Source organism: Finegoldia sp. P2-F-LR (assembly GCF_052932265.1).
On record NZ_JBRFJF010000006.1, the window covers coordinates 79,373 to 99,868 of the forward strand.

The 20,496-nt window shown below is 32.6% G+C and carries 21 protein-coding genes; 10 read left to right on the forward strand and 11 right to left on the reverse strand.

Annotated features, from left to right (window positions below):
* Positions 1 to 36: 36 nt before the first annotated feature.
* The 4 genes from rlmD to ACU68W_RS05010 all read right to left on the reverse strand — a co-directional run bounded on the left by rlmD (position 37) and on the right by ACU68W_RS05010 (position 4,417).
* Complete coding sequence (gene rlmD, locus ACU68W_RS04995; RefSeq protein ID WP_446756201.1) at positions 37 to 1,365, reverse strand: 23S rRNA (uracil(1939)-C(5))-methyltransferase RlmD; 1,329 nt, start codon at positions 1,363 to 1,365, stop codon at positions 37 to 39.
* Positions 1,365 to 1,625, reverse strand: a complete 261-nt coding sequence (locus ACU68W_RS05000) for a hypothetical protein (protein WP_002835237.1) — start codon at positions 1,623 to 1,625, stop codon at positions 1,365 to 1,367. The genes rlmD and ACU68W_RS05000 overlap by 1 nt, the downstream gene beginning before the upstream one ends.
* Positions 1,626 to 1,703: 78 nt before the next feature.
* Positions 1,704 to 3,950 (reverse strand): ATP-dependent DNA helicase, encoded by a 2,247-nt coding sequence (locus ACU68W_RS05005; RefSeq protein WP_446756202.1) that lies wholly within the window; start codon positions 3,948 to 3,950, stop codon positions 1,704 to 1,706.
* Positions 3,947 to 4,417 (reverse strand): acyl-CoA thioesterase, encoded by a 471-nt coding sequence (locus ACU68W_RS05010; protein ID WP_094202885.1) that lies wholly within the window; start codon positions 4,415 to 4,417, stop codon positions 3,947 to 3,949. Before ACU68W_RS05010 ends, ACU68W_RS05005 begins: the two co-directional genes overlap by 4 nt.
* 145 nt (positions 4,418 to 4,562) lie before the next feature.
* On the opposite strand from ACU68W_RS05010, the gene ACU68W_RS05015 reads away from it, so the two are divergent.
* The 5 genes from ACU68W_RS05015 to ACU68W_RS05035 all read left to right on the forward strand — a co-directional run bounded on the left by ACU68W_RS05015 (position 4,563) and on the right by ACU68W_RS05035 (position 9,529).
* Entirely contained in the window at positions 4,563 to 4,982 is a 420-nt protein-coding gene (locus ACU68W_RS05015) for a PPC domain-containing DNA-binding protein (RefSeq protein WP_094230233.1), read from the forward strand.
* Between the two features lie 8 nt (positions 4,983 to 4,990).
* The gene (locus ACU68W_RS05020) at positions 4,991 to 5,953 is read left to right on the forward strand and encodes a lipoate--protein ligase (protein WP_094202884.1); all 963 of its coding nucleotides are present in this window, start codon (positions 4,991 to 4,993) and stop codon (positions 5,951 to 5,953) included.
* Positions 5,946 to 6,809, forward strand: a complete 864-nt coding sequence (gene lipA, locus ACU68W_RS05025) for a lipoyl synthase (RefSeq protein ID WP_306478911.1) — start codon at positions 5,946 to 5,948, stop codon at positions 6,807 to 6,809. Before ACU68W_RS05020 ends, lipA begins: the two co-directional genes overlap by 8 nt.
* 46 nt (positions 6,810 to 6,855) lie before the next feature.
* Positions 6,856 to 8,397, forward strand: a complete 1,542-nt coding sequence (locus tag ACU68W_RS05030; RefSeq protein ID WP_446756203.1) for an ABC transporter ATP-binding protein — start codon at positions 6,856 to 6,858, stop codon at positions 8,395 to 8,397.
* Between the two features lie 106 nt (positions 8,398 to 8,503).
* Positions 8,504 to 9,529, forward strand: a complete 1,026-nt coding sequence (locus ACU68W_RS05035; RefSeq protein WP_094202879.1) for a YeiH family protein — start codon at positions 8,504 to 8,506, stop codon at positions 9,527 to 9,529.
* Positions 9,530 to 9,743: 214 nt separating this feature from the next.
* On the opposite strand, the gene ACU68W_RS05040 is transcribed toward ACU68W_RS05035, so the two are convergent.
* On the reverse strand, positions 9,744 to 10,181 hold the full coding sequence (locus ACU68W_RS05040) for a DUF523 domain-containing protein (RefSeq protein WP_094223178.1): 438 nt from the start codon (positions 10,179 to 10,181) through the stop codon (positions 9,744 to 9,746).
* Between the two features lie 11 nt (positions 10,182 to 10,192).
* Positions 10,193 to 10,831: a Maf family protein gene (locus ACU68W_RS05045; RefSeq protein ID WP_446756204.1), complete on the reverse strand. Its 639-nt coding sequence runs from the start codon at positions 10,829 to 10,831 to the stop codon at positions 10,193 to 10,195.
* A 70-nt stretch (positions 10,832 to 10,901) separates the two neighbouring features.
* On the opposite strand from ACU68W_RS05045, the gene pfkB reads away from it, so the two are divergent.
* The 5 genes from pfkB to ACU68W_RS05070 all read left to right on the forward strand — a co-directional run bounded on the left by pfkB (position 10,902) and on the right by ACU68W_RS05070 (position 15,798).
* Entirely contained in the window at positions 10,902 to 11,825 is a 924-nt protein-coding gene (gene pfkB, locus ACU68W_RS05050) for a 1-phosphofructokinase (protein WP_446756205.1), read from the forward strand.
* Positions 11,815 to 13,686: a PTS fructose transporter subunit IIABC gene (locus ACU68W_RS05055; RefSeq protein ID WP_094223181.1), complete on the forward strand. Its 1,872-nt coding sequence runs from the start codon at positions 11,815 to 11,817 to the stop codon at positions 13,684 to 13,686. The genes pfkB and ACU68W_RS05055 overlap by 11 nt, the downstream gene beginning before the upstream one ends.
* 52 nt (positions 13,687 to 13,738) lie before the next feature.
* Positions 13,739 to 14,605, forward strand: a complete 867-nt coding sequence (gene fba / locus ACU68W_RS05060; protein ID WP_094202874.1) for a class II fructose-1,6-bisphosphate aldolase — start codon at positions 13,739 to 13,741, stop codon at positions 14,603 to 14,605.
* A gap of 91 nt (positions 14,606 to 14,696) precedes the next feature.
* Positions 14,697 to 15,260 (forward strand): chromate transporter, encoded by a 564-nt coding sequence (locus ACU68W_RS05065; protein ID WP_242427969.1) that lies wholly within the window; start codon positions 14,697 to 14,699, stop codon positions 15,258 to 15,260.
* On the forward strand, positions 15,247 to 15,798 hold the full coding sequence (locus ACU68W_RS05070; protein ID WP_094202872.1) for a chromate transporter: 552 nt from the start codon (positions 15,247 to 15,249) through the stop codon (positions 15,796 to 15,798). Before ACU68W_RS05065 ends, ACU68W_RS05070 begins: the two co-directional genes overlap by 14 nt.
* Positions 15,799 to 15,828: 30 nt before the next feature.
* Here the strand turns inward: ACU68W_RS05070 and ACU68W_RS05075 are convergent, their stop codons facing one another.
* The 5 genes from ACU68W_RS05075 to scfB are packed head-to-tail and all read right to left on the reverse strand — an operon-like array spanning position 15,829 to position 20,371.
* Positions 15,829 to 16,665 (reverse strand): antibiotic ABC transporter permease, encoded by an 837-nt coding sequence (locus ACU68W_RS05075; protein ID WP_094202871.1) that lies wholly within the window; start codon positions 16,663 to 16,665, stop codon positions 15,829 to 15,831.
* Positions 16,658 to 17,362: an ABC transporter ATP-binding protein gene (locus ACU68W_RS05080; RefSeq protein WP_094209001.1), complete on the reverse strand. Its 705-nt coding sequence runs from the start codon at positions 17,360 to 17,362 to the stop codon at positions 16,658 to 16,660. The genes ACU68W_RS05075 and ACU68W_RS05080 overlap by 8 nt, the downstream gene beginning before the upstream one ends.
* Entirely contained in the window at positions 17,359 to 17,715 is a 357-nt protein-coding gene (locus ACU68W_RS05085; protein WP_094209000.1) for a GntR family transcriptional regulator, read from the reverse strand. Before ACU68W_RS05085 ends, ACU68W_RS05080 begins: the two co-directional genes overlap by 4 nt.
* A gap of 60 nt (positions 17,716 to 17,775) precedes the next feature.
* Positions 17,776 to 19,020, reverse strand: a complete 1,245-nt coding sequence (locus tag ACU68W_RS05090) for an aminotransferase class V-fold PLP-dependent enzyme (protein WP_094208999.1) — start codon at positions 19,018 to 19,020, stop codon at positions 17,776 to 17,778.
* Positions 19,013 to 20,371 carry a thioether cross-link-forming SCIFF peptide maturase gene (gene scfB / locus ACU68W_RS05095; protein ID WP_094223746.1) on the reverse strand — a complete coding sequence of 453 codons (1,359 nt, stop codon included), beginning with the start codon at positions 20,369 to 20,371 and terminating at the stop codon, positions 19,013 to 19,015. Before scfB ends, ACU68W_RS05090 begins: the two co-directional genes overlap by 8 nt.
* Positions 20,372 to 20,496 lie beyond the last annotated feature (125 nt).

The following is a 20,496-nucleotide window of genomic DNA, read 5'->3' on the forward strand; positions in this document are numbered from 1 at the left end:
CCAAATTTCTAAATAAAGTAGAAATATCCTATATTCTTATTTTCTTGATAGCAACACAACAGCTTCGCAGTGGTAAGTTCTTGGGAACTGATCGAAGAACTCCAATGACTTGATTTTATACCCTTTTTCGATAAATTTATCCAAATCCATTCTTTGTGTTATCGGATTGCAAGAAATGTAGATGAATTTATCCGGATTGATGTCAATTAATCGATCGATTGCTTTTGGATGAATTCCATCTCTTGGTGGGTCGAGGACTACTACGTCTTTTTTCTCAACTTTTTCCATAAAATTCAAGCAATCATCGCAGATGAACTCTGTGTTAGTCAATCCATTTAGTTCTGCGTTTTCTTGTGCTTTTTCGACTGCTTCTTCTACTATTTCGACTCCGATTACGCTTTCGGATTTTTTAGCGAAAATTTGTGCGATGGTTCCAGTTCCACAATACAAATCGTAGACGCTTTTTCCTGACAAATCTCCAGCCAATTCCAATGCTCTGTTATAAATTTGTTCTGCTTGTGCTGGATTTGGCTGAAAGAATGAAAATGGAGATATTCTAAATTCCAAGCCATTTATTTTTTCTGTCAAATATTCTTTGCCGTACAACAATTCTAATTTGTCGACAATTACCGCATCAGAAATATTATCGTTAATTGTGTGATAAATCGACACGATTCTGTTGTCGATTTGCTTTGTAAATTCAACGAAATCATTCACATCAAACTCATCACTTGTCGTTACCAAATTAATCATGTACTCATCATCACTGAAACTTTTTCTGATTATGAAGTGTCTCAAAAGTCCAGTATGTTTTATTTTTTTGAAAAATTCGTAATTTTTATCACGAAAATATTCTTGAACAGCTTGTCTGATTTTGTTGAAGCCTTCATCAATTATATTGCAATCTACGGTGTCTGTTATTTCGTAGAATTTGTTTTTAGTGTGAAGTCCCAAAACAAGCGGACCACCTTTGACACTATCTCCAAAAGTGTATTCCATTTTGTTTCTGTAGCCTTGTAAAATAGGCGATGGATGAAAAGTAATATCCTCATCGTAAATATCTTTGTATAATTCTGTGAGTGTTTTTTTCTTCAAATCGCACTCCACATCATACTTTAATTTTTGATAAATACAACCGCCGCATCTTTCATTTACAGGGCAACCTTCAATAGTTTCAAGAGGGGAGTTTTCTAGTTTTTCAACTAGTTTTCCCTCAATAAATCCCTTTTTCTTTCTTTTTCGTTGAAAAGAGATTGTCTGTCCTTGAATTGTGTTCTTTATAGAATACAAATTATCGTCTATTTTGCAAATTCCCTTGTTGGGAAATACATTGTATTCTACTTTTGCCTCTAAAATTTTTTTCATTATCCTTGTAGACCGTCTGCTTGTCTTTGCATATTTTCTACGACGATATCGTGAATATCTCCGATTGATTGTCCGTATTCCAATACTTGCCAAGGTTCATTAGTATGGAAATGAATTTTAATCAAATCATCGCCACCTACAACCAAAAGGCAATCGCCTTTAAAATGTTCTGTGATATATTCACTAATTGTATCGCTTGATAAGTTTTCTCCTGCTATTAATAATTGTGTATCAAATCTAAATTCTATTTGTTCTGACATAATTTCACCTTCATTTTTAAATTTCCCATTGGGATTAAGTTAATTTTACCATATTGTGTTGTAATTTTCTCAGAAAAATTATTTCCAGCTATTCGGAAGAAGTGATTTGTAAGGATATGAATCAAACCTATCGTCAATCAAAAATAATTCTCCAGTATCGGTGTCTGTTCTAATAAGTCTTCCACCAGCTTGATGCACCTTGTTCATTCCTGGATACACATAAGCGTAATCGAATCCGTTTTTTCCATTTTCGTCAAAATATTTTTTAATCAAATCATTTTCTACACTAATTCCGGGAAGTCCGACTGAAATTATCCCTACAGTATTCAATCTGTCGCCACTCAAATCCACGCCTTCGCTGAACACTCCACCCAAAACACAAAACGCCATTATGTTTGAACTTGTTGTAAATTGGGACAAAAATTCCAACCTTTCCATATCAGTAAGCGTTCTTTCTTGTGTTAAAATATCGAAACCACAAATCTCATACACTGATTCCAAGTATGAATAAGAAGGAAAGAATATGAGTTTATTTCCAGGCTTTTCGTTGATTTTTCGAAGGATTTCTGCAATTTTATATTTCGTATCTTCGCGGTCTTTAAATCTAGTTGAAATGTTGATGTGATTTACTTTCAAATTCTCTTTTGGGAAAGGAGATTCCAATCTTATGTTGTAGAATTTTTCTAAACCCAACACATCTGCGAAGTAGGTCATAGGAGACAGTGTCGCTGAGAAAAATACGTTGGATTTGCATTTTTTCAAAAGATTTTTAAAAATATTGTGAGTGTTCAAGCACATGATGTTGTAAATAACATCATCGTTTTCCGATTTTATCAAAGTAACGAAAGAATCATCGTAAAAATCAGAAATCTTCAAAAACTTATTGATTTCAAAATACACATCCAATACTTTGTCGTAGTATGGTTTTTCCTTGTCTTCGACCAAGAATTTCGTCATGGATTCTTTGCAACGTACACAATAATCAATCAAATCTACTGACAAATCCTTGTATGTGTTGACTGGTTTTCCAAAAGATTCATCTTTGATTTGTTTGGCTATTTTCTTCAAATTTCGTTTGATTTTGAGTTCTTTTTTATCATCTAAAAGCTCATCACAACAGTCCATAAGTTGGTTGAAACTCAACGAATACGAATACATATCACGCCCTCGACTCACCAAATTATGAGCCTCATCAACCAAAAGCGACATTCTCAAATAAGGAACTTCGAAAAATCTTTTTAGATATACTACCGGATCAAAAACGTAATTGTAATCACAAATCACAATGTCACAGAAATTGGACAAATCCAGCTCCAATTCCAACGGACAAACTCTGTATTTGAATGCGTATTTTTTGATGATTTCTTCCACGATAATATCTTCGTTATCGAGCATATCGAGAATGCATTTGTTGACCCTGTCGTAGTGACCTTTTGCAAATTCACAATCATTTGGATTGCATTTAACTTCATTATTGATACAGACCTTGTTCTTTGCGATTATCTCGACTGATTTTATTATCAGACCTTTTTGTTTCATTAAATACAATTGGTCGTTACAAGCTTTTTTTAGAGTAGACTTTGCAGTCAAATAAAAAATCTTGTCCGTCAAATCTTCTCCCATAGCTTTAATTGAAGGAAAAAGCGTGGAGATAGTCTTGCCGATTCCTGTTGCAGCTTCCACCATCAAATCTACACCCTGTTTGGTTGCAGAATACACGTTTTGGCTCAAATACTTCTGACCAGCTCTAAATGCAGGATAGGGAAATGATAAGTTCTGAATGGATTCGTCACGATTCTTTATGTGCTGTGTGATTAATTCTGTGAACACGGAATATTTTTCTAATAATGAAAAATAAAATTCTTTTAATTCTTCAAAAGTAAAATTTTGCCTGATAAATTTTATTTTCTTGGTATCAGTTTGATAATAAGTTAGCTGTAAATCAATATCTTCCAAGTCGTTGTCCAAAGCATAAAAATACCCGTAGCATTTTACTTGTGCCCAGTGATATTTGTTGGAATTGTATTCCAATTCTTCCAAATCACGCGTAGTCGATTTTATTTCATCTATTAAAGTTTTGCCATTTTTAATTCCTATTCCGTCAGCTCTACCTTCCACGATGTAATTTACCGATTTGTAGAGGGTAGTGTTTTTGAGAGTAACTTCCGGCAGAAATCCAATATCGTATTCTTTTTGAATCATTTTGTGGATTTTCTGTCCTTCTTTTGCCCTGTCGAACACATTTCTGAATCTATCGTCTATGTCGCCACTTCGTTCAGTGTATTCAACCAAATCTCTGACAGAAAGTTTGATTTCTTTTTTCATAGTTTATAATTTTGTTGAAGCAAATTTACTTCCTTGTAAATTTTTCTTCGTTCAATCGCCAAATCGCGATACATTTTATCCTCATCTGTTACATATTCGATTTTTTCATTTACAATTTCCGATTCGCCGTCTTCATTCACACTTACCATTGTGAAATATCCCGAAGCTTTTATGATATCTGTACCCTCGACTTTAGCACGAACGAAACATTCCATGCTTGTTTTGCCAACGTAATCTATAATCGCTGTGATTTTTATAATTTCTCCCAATTTTGTTGGAGCGTTGAATGTCAAATTATTTACGGCTTTTGTCAATGTTTTATTGGAACAAAATCTTCTCGTGCACACACCTGCGATTGTGTCCATCATTTTGAATAATTCTCCTCCGTGAAGAAGTCCGTAAAAATTTCCCATATCTCCATTTGCTCTGAATTTTACAATTGTTTTTGTATCTTGTTTTGTTTTCATATTATCCACCTTTTAATTCTTACTTCTATTATAGTATAAAATTTTATTTTCGGAAAAATGAAATCAATCGCAAGTTTTTAAAATTGAAACAAAAAGAAATTAAATGTATAATTAGATTGTATGAACTTTACAGGAGGTTAATGATTTGAAATATAGAGAATATTATGATAATGTTTTAGTCCGCATCGAAAAGGGCGAAGACGTTGTAGAAAAATTATTCGAATTAGTTGACAAACTTCAACTAAAAAATGGTTCTATTTCAGGAATTGGCGCCAGCGATAATATAACTGTGGGATTATATAGTGTCGAAAAACAAGAATACACTAAGAAAAATTTTACAGGAGAGATGGAAATCACAAGCATTCTTGGAAATATATCTACTATGAATGACAAACCTTACTTGCACATGCACATTACATTTGCAGATGAGAATTTGAATGTTCACGGCGGACATTTGAACGAGGCTATCATATCAGCAACTTGTGAAATCATAATTAATAAAATAGACGAAAAAGTTGATAGATTCAAAGATTCTGAAACAGGTTTAAATTTATACGATATTTAGAGGGGAAAATGAAATATTATTTTAATAATGACAGCGTAGATCCGTATTACAATTTTGCAGTTGAGTATTTTTTCGCAAAGCATAACATTCCAGTGTTTATTTTGTGGAGAAATAAGGATTCAATCTTACTTGGAAAGAATCAAAATATTTACAGAGAAGTTAACTTGAAATACACTGAAGAAAATGGGATTAATCTAGTTCGTAGGTTATCTGGCGGTGGTTGCATATATACTGATGAAAAAAATATGCAATACACTTTTATTGAAAGTCAAAACTACGCAAATGACTTCAAACATTTCGCTAATATGATAATCAATCAAATGAAAAAAATGGGACTTAATCCAGAATTCAGCGGTAGAAATGATATTTTGATTGATGGTAAGAAAATAAGCGGCAATGCACAATACATGAAAAACAGCATGGTGGTTCACCACGGTACAATTCTATTCGATATTGGAGTGGAAAAAATGATGAATTCACTTACTCCACAAAAGATAAAATTCGAAGGAAAAGCCATTAAATCCGTAGAATCCAGAATCACAACTATTAATGATATGATTGATATGGAATACGGTGAGTTTTTCAATAAAATCAAAAACGGTATCATTGAAGATAATAACTTAGAAGAATATGTATTAAACGATTCTGAACAAGAAGAGGTCAATGGATACATTGATTTATTCAAAAATGAAGAATTTATATATTCAAAAGGAGAAACTACTGCAAATTATCAAAGAAAGCATAAGTTTGGAGTTGTGGAATACAGCTACAACATCAAGGATAATTTGATTGATAGTTTTAAAATAGAAGGAGATTTCTTTTCTAACAAAGATATTTCAGAATTATGCGATATGTTTGTTGGAAAGGCAATGACAATAGATGGTTTCCACAATGTTTTAAATGATGTTAATATTGGAGAATACATTGTTGGAATGGATGAGAAAGTGTTTTTAGGTGATATTTTTGATTAGAAAACCAAAATGGATGAGAATAAAAATCGAAGGTAGCCAAAACCTTCACGAAGTAGAAAGTTTAGTAGATGGATTTGAATTGAACACAGTTTGCAAGGAAGCAAATTGTCCTAACAGAATGAAATGCTACGAATCACGTACAGCTACATTTATGATTTTAGGAGATATTTGTACTAGAAACTGTAGATATTGCAACGTAACTACTGGAAGAGGAAGAGAAGTTGACGAAAAGGAACCTGAAAATGTTGCAAAAGTTGTGAAACAATTAGGGTTGAAATACGCTGTTATTACTTCAGTTGACAGAGACGATTTAAAAGACGAAGGCGCAACTCAATTCAAAAATGTAATCAAGGAAATTAGAAAACACAACGAAGGAACATTAGTTGAAGTTTTGATTCCTGATATGCACGCAAAGCATGAATTGTTGGATATTGTTTTTGATGAAAGACCAGATGTATTAAATCACAACGTTGAAACAGTTCGTTCTATCTTCAAAGAAATGAGACCACAAGGAAACTTGGATAATTCTTTTGAAGTTTTAAGATATGCCAAAGAAAAAGGCCTTGTAACTAAATCTGGATTTATGGTTGGACTTGGAGAAACTAACGAAGAAGTTCATCAAATGCTAGACAAGTTAAACGAATTAAAAGTAGATATAGTTACAATTGGACAATATTTGATGCCAACATTGGAACATGCTGAGTTGGACAGATACGTTACTCCGGAAGAATTTGACGAATTCAAACAATACGGTGAATCAATAGGAATTAAACACGTTGAGAGCGGCCCATTCGTAAGAAGTTCTTACAATGCGGGCAATGTATTTAAATCATTGGAGAAAAAAGAAAATGAGTAATGCAAAATAGGGCGAAAGCTCTATTTTGTATTATAAGAGGGAAAGTATGAACAAGTATATTTTTAGAGAAAAAATAAATTTGCTGGTGCAAATTTTACTGACGATTTTGTTGTCGTGTTTCATGTCGGTTGCGATAGTATTTACCAAAAGATTATTCGAAATTGAAAACAAGACCTTATCATTGATTGTTATTAGTGTTTCATTGATTTTGTTCACTGGAATAAATTATCTCAAGGACAGGACGATTTACAATATGGGACTTTCTTTTGTAGAAGGTTTCAAGCAAGATTTGTTTCACAATGTGATTTCACAAAACTTTTATGAAATACAACAAAAAGAAAAAACTTTTTCGAATGACATCACATCGACATCACTTTACTTAAAAGAATACTACATTATTCCGACCTTGGAGTTGATATCTGATGCAATTTTATTGATTTCAGTTTTTGTTACAACAGGATACTGCGTTTCATTTATTCCAGTGTCAATTATAACTGTGGGAGTGTTGATTTTCAGTTTAATCAATGTGAGAATCGACAAATCAATAATAGAAAAGAAAACAAATACATCGAATTTAAGAAAAAGATACGTGTATTTTCTAGATGATATGTTAAATTCCAAGAAAGTCATCAACTCAAAGGCTAACAAAGCGCTTGAAGTTGTTCACAGTAAATTAATAGAAGACATATCAGAAAAAGTGACGGAACTTGACAAGCAAGAGCTCACAAAATACAATCTGAAATTATTATTCATCGGAGTATATTTTATAATTAGTTTGATTTATATTATTAAACAGCCACAAATCAGCACCGGTGAAGTTATCATTCTTATAAGTTTAATTATGTTGTTGTATCATATGATTAAAAAAATCGTAAAAGAACGATCTATGATTGTGCAATCTGAGCAAAAAGTTTTCGAAATGGAAGAAATTTTTGGAAATCAAGAAAAATCAGATAAAATTGTAGAACACATAAAAGACATTGAGTTCAGAGATGTGAAATTGTATTCTTCAAATGTTAAAGTTAAGATCAACTACACATTTTATACTGACAAAAAATACCTAATTATTTGTGATAATGAAGAAGTTGTAAACTTACTAGCAAAATCATTTATTCAAACATTGTCTCCACAAAGCGGAATGATTTTGGTAAATAACGAGCCGTTAGAAGAGTTTGATTTGTCTTCGAATATGCTTGTCACTTACGATGAAAGTTACATCTTCGATACTGATTTTAGAAACAATGTTACATTATTTAATTCTTTTGCGGATAAGAAAATTCCACCATTGTTAAAAATATTCGATGAAGAATTGACTTCAAAACAAAGATATTCTGAATATAGTGATAGAGATAAGAACTTGATCAGATACAAGAGAATAATCAATCAAGATTCTGAATTTAACATGGTAGTTAATTTGTTTGAAAATTTGGACGAAAATACAGGAAATATTTTGCTTGAAGATTTCATTTTGAGATTCGATGGATCAATATACTGTGCTAAGGACGTTAATCCATTTATCAAGGAAAAATTTGACGAAGTGTTGTATGTTAAAAATATCGACAGTGATTATTTGTTAGTTCAAGAATAAATCAAACATCACGGTAAATAATTTATCGTGGTGTTTTTTATTTTTATACTTTACAAGAAAAATTTTTGAGTTAAAATATATAAGTAATTTAAAATTTGGAGGAATTATGAATTGGTTAAATAAAAATTATAAAGGATTATTGCTTTGCCTTTTAATAGCTATTCCTTGCCACTTTTTAGGTAAGAAGTTTCCTGTAATAGGTGGTGCAGTCCTAGCGATTTTGGTTGGGATTGTTATGGGATATATTATTAAAGACAAATCACAATTTGAAGTTGGAATGAAATTTGCATCGAAAAAAATATTGCAATATGCTGTAATTTTACTTGGATTTGGAATGAATCTGGCGGTTGTTATGGAAACTGGAAAACAATCATTGCCAATAATTATTCTAACTATTTCCACATCTTTAATTATTTCTTATGTACTTGCAAAGAAAATGAATATTGCGAAAAACATTGCGATATTAGTGGGAGTTGGATCATCAATTTGCGGTGGATCTGCAATTGCAGCAACTGCTCCAGTAATAGAAGCTGATGATGAAGATGTTGCACAGGCAATTTCTGTAATATTTTTCTTCAATGTAATTGCGGCTTTGATTTTCCCGTTGTTGGGAAGCGTGATTGGATTTTCCACTCATTCTGGAGAAGCGTTCGGAATATTTGCAGGAACTGCTGTAAATGATACATCATCAGTAACAGCAGCAGCCGCAACTTGGGATGGATTGTACAATTTGGGAACACAAACATTGGACAAAGCTGTTACTGTAAAATTGACTAGAACATTAGCGATTATTCCAATCACTTTGGTATTGTCGTATTTAAGAACTAAAAAACAAGAAAAATCAGAAAAAGTTGAACTCAAAAAAATATTTCCTATGTTTATTTTGTATTTCGTTCTTGCAAGTATTATAACTACAGTTGCTTTGAAAATGGGAGTAGATGCGAAAGTTTTTAATCCATTAAAAGAATTGTCTAAATTTTTCATTGTAATGGCAATGGCTGCAATTGGATTTAAAACAGATATTGTAAAATTAATAAAAACAGGTGGCAAACCAATCCTACTTGGATTTTGTTGCTGGATAGGAATCACTATAGTTTCAATTGCAATGCAATTTGCACTTGGACTAATATAAAACAAAAGCTATGCAAAAACTTTGCATAGCTTTTTCAAATAAAAAAATCACGGCTTTAGGGGTAGCCGCGATTTCTTAAGTACAATTTTATCTTACAAGGGGTTTGTTTGATATAAATTGATATCTATTATCATTATACTACGGTTTTTTAATTTGTCAACTAAAAATGGTTATCAAATTAAAAAAATCAAACAAATAGTAATATTTTTATATTTTACAGTAATATTTTAACATTTTCTTCGCTAAATAATTTTATATTTTCTTTTGAAAGTTTGTGAGCAGCAATCCCCATGCCTTTTATTTTTTGATGATTGAAAGTTCCATCGTAAATGTAATTCGATCCACATGATGGAGAATTTTCTTTTAAGATGGCGATTGTAGCATCGTATAACTTGGCAAGTTTTACCACTTCTTCGCTTCCTTTTTCAAATTCTTTTGTGAATTCTTCTCCGTCATAATCAAAAACTTTCCCATCACTAATCTCAACAGGATTTCTTGGAGTTGGCATTCCGCCCATAATTTCCGGACATACTGGAATTAAATTGTATTTTTCTTTGAGTGAATGAATAATTTTATCGTCTAATTTGTTGTTAGATCCGTTGTATTTACAATCAACGCCCAATAAACAAGCGCTAATTAAAACATTTTGCATATTTGTCTCCTTTAATTTTTGCAAATCCTTTTGTTAATTTCACTGACAGGAAGGCCTATAATTGTGTTCAAATCACCTTCGATGTATTCTATAAGAACTGGATTTAAATCCTGTATTCCGTACGCACCAGCTTTGTCGTAAACTGTGCCTTCGTCGATGTATTCTTTGATTAATTGGATATTTTTATCTGTTTTATCTGAAAATTTTACATTACTGAAAGTGTAGAATATTTCTTCGTAATTTTTTGATTTTAAGCAGACAGACGTCACAACTTTGTGAACTTTTCCCAGATAGGAGGTTAGCATATCCAAAGCTTCGTCATAATCTTTTGGCTTGTTCAAAATTTTACCGTCATTAATTACGATTGTGTCAGAAGAAATGTAGAGCGTGTCTTCTTTTAATTCTAACGGAAGAATTTTTGCTTTGGATATTTCACAGCAAACAAGTGCAAGTTTTTCTATAGTTTCACGGTCTTTGTATTTTTCATAAGCTAGTTTTTCTATTTTTCTCTCATCAATATCTGTAGATGTGCTTTCAAATTCACAAATATTTTTCAATAATTCGTTTCTTCTTGGAGATTTGCTAACCAAAATTACATGAGTAAATTCGTCTAATTTCCCAATTTTTGTAACATTTTTTACGTATTTCATTTTATCACCAAATATATTGTCTTATCTTTTTATTAATGTGTCAAATGGGTATATATAGTATGGTGATTATATGATATATACAGTGACATTAAATCCTTCGATTGATTACATAATGCGATTGGATGATTTAGAATTTGGAGAAACTAATAGAGCGAAAGTTACTGAACTTTACGCTGGTGGAAAAGGAATTATGGTTAGCAAATTGCTACATAATTTGGATGTAGAAACCCAAAATATTGGATTTTTGGGAGGATTTACAGGGGATTACATCGAAAAATTATTAGATGAGATGGAAATTCTCCACGATTTTACAAAAATTAATGGAAACAACAGAATTAATGTAAAATTAAAAATGGATTCTGAAACAGAAGTTAACGCACCAGGGCCAGATATTTCTCAAGAAGAATTAGAAGACTTCTACGAAAAACTTTCTGGAATTGATGGTGGGATAGTATCTTTTTCCGGATCTGTGGCAGCGAATATGGATAAGGATATTTATATTGAGATGATAAAAAAATTATCTCCGAATACTAGATTCACATTGGATACAACTGGTGATGTGTTATTGAAAAGCTTGGATTATAATCCTTTGCTGCTAAAACCCAACCAAGCAGAATTAGAAGAAATTTACGGAGAAAAGTTTAGTTCAAAAGAAGAAATAATTTCGTATATAAAATCGACCATGATTCCAAAAGCAGAGCATGTGATATGTTCTTTGGGAAGTGATGGTGCGATTTTTGTGAGTGCAAATAATTCATTTTACATTCCAATTTTAAAGGGCGAAGTTATCAACAGCGTTGGTGCTGGAGATAGTATGGTTGCAGGATTTATCTACGCTTATATAAATGAAATGAGTGAAGAAGATATGTTCAAAATGGCTGTGGCTAGTGCGACTGCGACTGTTTTCTCATATGATATGGGAGAAAAGGATCAAATAAATGAAATATTTGGCAAATTAAAAATAATAAATATGGGGGAAAATAATGGAAATTAAAGATTTGCTTTCAAAAGATCTAATGATTATGAATCTTAAATCTACAACAAAAAAAGATGTTATAGATGAGATGATTGAAAAATTGTACGAAAACAATGTTATTAATGATGTACTAAAATTTAGATCTGAAATTATGAAAAGAGAGTTGGAATCTTCGACAGGTCTTGGAGAAGGAGTTGCTATGCCTCATGCAAAAACATCGGCAGTGAATAAACCTGCGATTGTGTTTGCGAGAAGTACGACTGGTGTGGATTATGAAGCGTTAGATGGAGAAGATACTTATATATTTTTCATGATTGCTGCAACTGAAGGACAAAACCAAATGCACATTGAAACTTTGGCGAAACTGTCCAAGCTTTTATTAAAAGAAGGATTTATCGATAGATTAAAATCTAGCGAATCTCCAGACGATGTTTACAAAACTATTGATGATTATGCAGAAGAATCTGAGCTGAAAGTAGCACCAGTAGAAACTAGCTCGATTTATACAGAAAAGCCATTCGTCTTAGCTGTAACTGCATGTCCAACGGGAATTGCACACACTTATATGGCAGAAGAAGCTTTGAAGGAACAAGCATCTAAAATGGGAGTTGACATCAAGGTAGAAACAAACGGATCTGATGGTGTTAAGAACAAATTAAGCGCTGCTGATATCGAAAAATCTACGGGAATTATTATAGCTGCGGATAGAAAAGTAGAAACTGCACGTTTTAATGGCAAAAATGTAATTGAGTGTCCGGTTTCCGATGCAATTAGAAATCCAAAAGATTTGATTGAAAAAATAGTAGACGGCAAAGCGAAGATTTATCATGCAGATGAATCGGAGTCAAAAGAAGTTGAAGAAGAAACGACAAATTGGAAATCAAAATTATACCAAGATATTATGAATGGCGTAAGTCATATGTTACCATTTGTAGTTGGTGGTGGAATTTTATTGGCGTTGTCATTCTTGGTTGAAAGATTTTTCTCGGACACTTCACCAATTTACAATTTATTCTCCGTAGGTGGAAAAGCAGCGTTTGGATTCCTGATTCCGATTTTGGCAGGATACATTGCTATGAGTATTGGAGATAGACCGGCGTTAATGCCTGGTATGGTTGCAGGTTTCATTGCAGGACAAGGCGCAGGATTTTTGGGAGGACTGTTAGGTGGTTTCTTAGCAGGTTATGTTATTTTATTTTTGAAGAAAATTACTAGAAATCTTCCAAAATCACTTGAAGGGACTAAACCAATGTTAATCTTCCCGGTATTTGGATTGCTATTAACATCTTTGGGTATGATTTTCGTAATATCTCCAGTGTTTACTACAATTAACAAAGCAATCAACGGATTTTTGGCAAACATGGGAACTACAAACTCAATTTTACTTGGAGCTTTGCTCGGAGCGATGATGAGTGTGGACATGGGTGGTCCTGTTAACAAAGCAAGTTACACTTTCTCAATAGGAGTATTCACAGATACTGGTAATGGTGCTTTTATGGCAGCTACAATGGCTGGAGGAATGGTTGCACCACTTGCAATAGCTTTAGCATCTAGTTTATTTAAAAATAAATTTGACGAAAAAGAAAAGAAATCAGCAGTCACTAACTATATTTTGGGTGCATCATTTATCACAGAAGGAGCGATTCCTTTTGCAGCAAAAGATCCATTGAGAGTGATTGTATCATCTGTAATCGGTAGTGCAATCGCAGGCGGACTTACACAAGCATTTGAAGTAAAATCTCCAGCACCACACGGAGGAATATTCATTTTACCAGCTATGGAATCTGTAGACAAAGCATTGTTCTTCGTATTATCCGTAGCGGTTGGATCTTTGGTTTCAGCAATCATTTATGGATTGTGGAAACAAAAAGCAGAATAATGTTATAATAATATTGTAATTTACAAATTATCAAATTTTCAAGGAGGAAATTATGTTAGTAGCAGCAGACAAAATGTTAAAAGATGCATTAAAAGGAAAATACGCAGTAGGTCATTTCAATATCAATAACTTAGAATGGACTAAAGCTATTTTGGAAACAGCACAAGAAAACAACTCACCAGTTATTTTGGGAGTTAGCGAAGGCGCTGGAAAATATATGGGCGGATACAAAACAGTTGTAGGAATGGTTAAAGGAATGATTGAAGAATTAAATATAACAGTTCCTGTAGCAATCCACCTAGACCATGGATCATTCGAAGGTGCAAAAAAATGTATCGAAGCAGGATTTACGTCAGTAATGTTTGATGGTTCTAAATATCCAATTGATGAAAATATAGAAAAAACAAAAGAAATAGTTGAACTTGCTCACTCAAAAGGAATCAGCGTTGAAGCAGAAGTTGGAGCTATCGGTGGCGAAGAAGACGGAGTAATCGGTCAAGGAGAAATCGCCGACAAAAATGAATGTAAGAGAATTTCTGAATTAGGAATAGATTTCTTGGCAGCAGGAATTGGTAATATCCATGGAGTTTATCCTGAAAACTGGAAAGGATTAGACTTCAATGCTCTTGAAGAAATCAAAGGAGAAATCGGTGAAATGCCTCTAGTTCTTCATGGTGGAACAGGAATTCCAACTGATATGATAAAAGAAGCGATCAGCCTAGGAGTATCCAAAATAAATGTAAACACTGAATGTCAAATCGTATTTACAGAAGAAACTAGAAAATATTTCGAAGAAAACAAAGATAAAGAAAAGAAAGGATTTGACCCAAGAAAAGTTTTGAAACCAGGCTACGAAGCAATCAAAGCAAAAGTTAAAGAAAAAATGGAAATTTTTGGATCAATCGACAAAGCAAACTAATTTTATAATCATAATTCAAGCTGAATCTATTAATTTAGATTCGGCTTTTTAATTTGAAAAAATTTTTATTGTATAGGATAATATTATCTAGGTGATAATTTTGAAAAACATAGATTTATTTAAAACTCTTCTGAAAATTAATGCCGTGACGTTTGGTGGAGGATATACAATAGTTCCTATAATTAGAGATGAGTTTGTTAAGAACAAAAAAATAATTGATGACGACGAAATGATGAAGATAATCGCCTTGGCACAAAGTTGTCCAGGAGCGATGGCTATCAACACATCAATTTTATTGGGATACAGGATTAACAAAACGAAAGGAGCGATTGCAAGTGTATTGGCTGCGACTCTTCCATGTTTGGTTATTATTTCGATTATAAGTTTAATTTACAACAAAATTCACGACAATCCATTTATCAATATGATGCTCATTAGTATGAGTGGAGCAATCAGTGCGATATTACTTTTAACTGTTGTTGATTTGGCAAAATCAAATTTGAAAAAAGACAGAGCACTTGGAATTGGAATAATGATCTTAGCATTTGTAATGGGATTTGTATTTAACATAAATGTTGCGATAATTTTACTTGCATGTGCTTGTATCGGAGTAATGTATTCAAAGATTGTAGGTGGAAAATATGATTTTGATTAAATTATTCTGGGTGTTTTTTAAAGTTGGATTATTTGCATTTGGTGGAGGATATGCAACACTTCCACTTATCACGAATTTTGTAGTAAATGAAAATCAATGGATCAGTCTTAGAGAATTGACAGACGTACTTACGATATCGCAAATGACGCCAGGACCAATAGCGATAAATTCCGCGACATTTGTTGGAATGAAAATATATTCCGTGCTGGGCGCTGTTGTAGCAACTACTGGATTGGTGTTTCCGGCGTTAATTATTCTACTTCCGTTATCTAAGTTGATTTTCTCGGGAAAAGAATTAAAGTTTTTGGATTATATACTAAAAGGGATCAAACCTGCAGTTGCAGCACTGATATTCATTGCATTTATCGATTTATTCGAATCGGCAGTGTTTAACGGCACATTTAATACGACAAACATAAACGTTGTAGCTGTAATTTCATTTTTTGTAGGATTTGTAATGTATTATAAAAAAGTTTCTATCATTAAGATAATCGGCGTGTGCGCAACGATAGGACTAATATATCAATTTGTAATTTAAAAAAAGCCTCACTATGAGGCTTTTTGTAGTTTAAATATCTATTGAGTTGTCCATCATTTTAATTGATGCTTGGTATAAGCCAAGTCCTGTCAATATCCAAATAATAGTGCTTGAAATTGGTATTCCCATTACTTTTGTGAATGTATTCATTGTAATTGTATCACCAGGATCAGCAAGGACAACATCTTTCGCATTTACAATTCCTTCTCCAATATAAGAAATTATATAAGGAACTCTTAGGAATATTTCTTGGTCGATTAGAGATATAACCACGTTAATCACAATCATAATTATAATCCATGAGTAACCAGTTTTGTTTGATGGGAACAATGATTTCGTAGCAACTATTGAGAAATACATTACAATGTATCCAATAAATGTACTTATAATAAAGTTTACAGTCAAAATGATGAATGTAAATGGAGAAACCGTAAAGTATGGATTGTTAAATGCCAACTTAATCATTTCCAAGAACTTAGCTTCTCCTACAAAATACATTCCCAAAAAGTTTATTAAAGCAAATGCTATAGCAAAGATTACTGTCCATATAAGAGCGAATAATAATTTACTCATTAAAATGTCGTTGCTTTTAACAGGAAGAGTAAACATCAAATAGCCTCTGTCAGAATAGTAATCGCGTCTGAATACCATGACAATTTGTACAGCTAATGCCAAGAAACTTCCGAATACTGCAAGTATACATAAAATCAAGAAAAGCATTTCGACAAACCCCATCGTTTGAGCGTTTGCTTTTATTGAATTTTTGAACAACGCATACAATAATCCGTTTCCTAGCAATCCTACAAATAATGATATCAAACATAATTTCAAGTTGTTTTTTAAGTCGTGTTTTAAAAGTTTAAGCATGGTGACCTCCAAAAATTTGTTTGTAAACATCTTCTATGCCTTTGTTGTAAGTAGATCTCAAATTTTCTACGCTATCATTTAATTCTACAGAACCTTTGCTGAGCATGATTACTCTGTCGAAAATCCTCTCGATGTCTCTAACCAAGTGAGTAGTAATCAATAGGGTAGAGTCGGGATCAATATTGTCTATGATTGCATCTAAGATTTGTTCACGAGCTACAGGGTCAACTCCTGCGATTGGCTCATCAATAATGAAAAGCTTAGCGTGACGAGATAATACAAGCGCCAAGTTCAACTTTTCAGTCATACCTTTAGATAGATTGCTGACTTTCATATTCTTGTCCAAACTCATTTGTTCAATAAATCTGCTGAATTTTTCGACATCAAAATCAGAATAGAAATCTTCGAACAGAGCCTGTGTTTGAGCGATAGTTAAGTTCGGGTCTAGAAAAAATCTGTCTGGCAAATAACTTACAAATTCTTTAGTTTTGTAAGTTACTTCCTGTGAATTGATTTTGACTTCACCTTCGTATTTTTTGATGATACCAGCTAAAATTTTGATTAAAGTAGTCTTTCCAGAACCATTTGGTCCCAAAAGTCCAATAACTTCTCCTTTTTCGGCTGTAAATGATACATCATTAAGTGCTTGTTTACTGCCGTATTTCTTTGACAAATTTTTTATTTCGAGTACGCTCATTTTTTCCACCTTTCATCTATAAGTTTTATTAATTTTTCTTTTGGCATATTCATTTGATACATTTCGTTTAAGAAATCATCTATCAATTGTTGTGCCATATCATTTTTCAAAGCTTTTAATTTATCGTCATCTACATCTACAAATGAACCAAGTCCTCGTTTACTCATAGTAATTCCACAGCTTTCCAACTCTGCATAAGCACGTTGAACTGTGTTAGGATTTACATTCAATTCTTTCGCAGTTTCTCTGACAGAAGGAATTTTATCAGAAGACTTTAATTCTTGTCTAATTATTTTGTATTTAAAATAATCTACGATTTGAATGTAGATAGGCTTATTATCATCAAATTGCATATTATCTCCTTTCTCATCTGTTCTATAACAATAATACACCGTTACAATAAAAAAGTCAAGCTATTTTAATAAAATATTTACGCCCTTTGATGATAAATCATTCAGCTCATCGATTTGTTCTTGATTAATTGTGGAATTTTTCTTAGCGAAAATCTTTCCGGGTGGATAAATCACGATATCATTGGTAATCTTTTTGTTCAGTAAATAATCGTATGTTTTATAAATTTTCGTAGAGTCTGATTTTTCATATGAACGAAAAGCTTCCAGCAAAATTTCAAAATCTTTTTTCTCATCTGCAATCGTTGAAATCAATACGAGATTTTTGTCGTCTATCATTTCAATATAAATTCCGTTTTTCATCAAATGCTCATTCACATCACTTGGATTGTCGCATTCAAGAACAATTCTTGTAAAATCTCTTTTGCAATTTTTTTGAATAGGAGCTTTTCTTATGAAATCTAAGCAATCTATCTCACGGTAAAACCAATCTATTATTTCTTTTAATTCTGAATATTTTTTTTCATTTTTAATACAGTAATCAATAGCGTATTCTACTGATGTCATAAAAATATACGATGGGGAAGATGTCATAATCATTTGTAGATTGGAGATGGTTTTATCTATCAATTCATCTTCACAATTGAAATTAATTGCAGCAGTTTGCGTGAATGCTGGCATTGTTTTATGAAATGAGTTGATTGAAATATCACAACCAAGCTGCATTGCATTTTTGTCAAACCAGTTCAGTGCAAAATGAGTTCCATGAGCTTCGTCAACGATTATCTTGATATTATTTTCGTGACAGTAAGTTACAAGTTTTTCGATAGGCTGATAAATCCCATAATAATTGGGGCGTGTTATAAGAACTGCTTTGATAGATGAATCTTTTTTCAAATTTTCTATCAAAACTTCTTGTTCACACACTCCATCACAGTCAATCTCCACAGATTCTCCACGAGCAAGTCGTACGCCGTTGATTACGGATTTGTGGCAATTTTTCTCTACCAAAATTTTGTCGTTTTCATCTAATACGCTCATTATACTTGCGACTATTCCAGAGGTTGAACCATTGACAAGATACATTGATGATTTTGCATGTGAAAAAAGGGCAAGATTATTCCTGCCCTCAGCTATAATATTATTTGCATGGTACAAATCATCTGTATCAGATAATTCCGTCACATCAATCTTTAAAATATTGTCAAGAAAATCATTCATGCCTTCCAACTTTTTGCCCTTGTGTCCAGGCATGTGAAAGCTTACTTTTTCCTTTCTATTTATAAGATTATCATACAAATTACGCATTCAACATTTTCTCCACTTCAACCATAATTGCACATTCAGTACGCTTCTTTTGCATTGCGCATCCCAATTCGTATGGCTTGTAAATATCATTATTAAAATTATACGCATTTGCATGGCAACCACCAGAACAATAGAATTTACACCAACAATTTTTGCAATCTTCCTTTGTAAATACATGACAATTCAAGAATTCTTCACGCATATCTTCTGGTAAAGTTAGATTTTCATCTAAAATATTGCCCATCTTGAATTTTTCGTTGCCGACAAATTGGTGACAAGGATAGATGTCTCCTTCTGGAGTTACTGCAATGTATTCGCAGCCGGCACCACAACCTTGCATTCTTTTAATAACGCATGGACCTTGAGTCAAATCCACCATAAAATGGAAGAATTTAAAGTTAGAACCATTAACTTGATCCTTAGCATAATCCACTGCCAACTTTTCGTATTCATTTAAAACAGTGTCCAAATCTTCCTTAGTAATAGCGTAATCATCATAATCGCTGTCTACAACTGGTTCAATACTTGACAATTCAAATCCTAAATCCTTGAAATGTTTTACATCTTCTGAAAAATCCAAATTCTTCTTAGTAAAAGTTCCTCTAACATAATAATATTTTCCTTTTCTTCCTTTAATAAGCTTTTGGAATTTAGGAACGATTAAATCGTAGGATCCTTTATCATTCAAAGTTTTTCTCATATTATCGTTGACAGATTTTCTGCCGTCAAGACTAAGAACAACATTGTGCATATTTTCGTTGATAAAATCTATCTTGTCATCGTCCAACAAAACACCATTAGTAGTTATCGTAAATCTGAATTTCTTACCTTTTTCCTCGGCTATTTCGTTGCCGTATTTCACTAATTTCTTCACAAGATCGAAATCCATTAAAGGTTCTCCACCGAAGAAATCCACTTCCAAGAATTTTCTTGAACCGCTATTGTCAACCAAATATTTCAAAGCTTTTTTGCCGACTTCTTCAGTCATATAAGCTTTGTGTCCACCAAAATCACCTTGTGAAGCAAAACAATATTCACACTTCAAATTGCAATCGTGAACAACGTGAAGGCACATTGCCTTTAACACAGGTTCTCTCTTTTTGAAATCTTCAATGTGAAGATAATCATCTGATGAAAAAAGCATATTCGCTTTTTCCAATTCTCCGATTTCCTTGATAGAATCTCTGACAGATTCTTCAGGATATTGAGCTAATTTTTCTACTATTTCATCTGCACTTAAATCTTTGTAATAATCAAGTACATCGTAACTTATGTCGTCAAAAACATGGACACTTCCACCGTTTACATCTAAAACAATGTTGTGGCCATTCATTTTGTATTTATGTATCATATAATTCTCCTTTCAGCTACCGTACTATTTTATAGAAAATTATGAATTAAGTCAATAAAAAACGAAAACCACTCAAAAGAGTGGCATTAATTTAATAATCGCATATCTGATTGTTTACTTAAAAG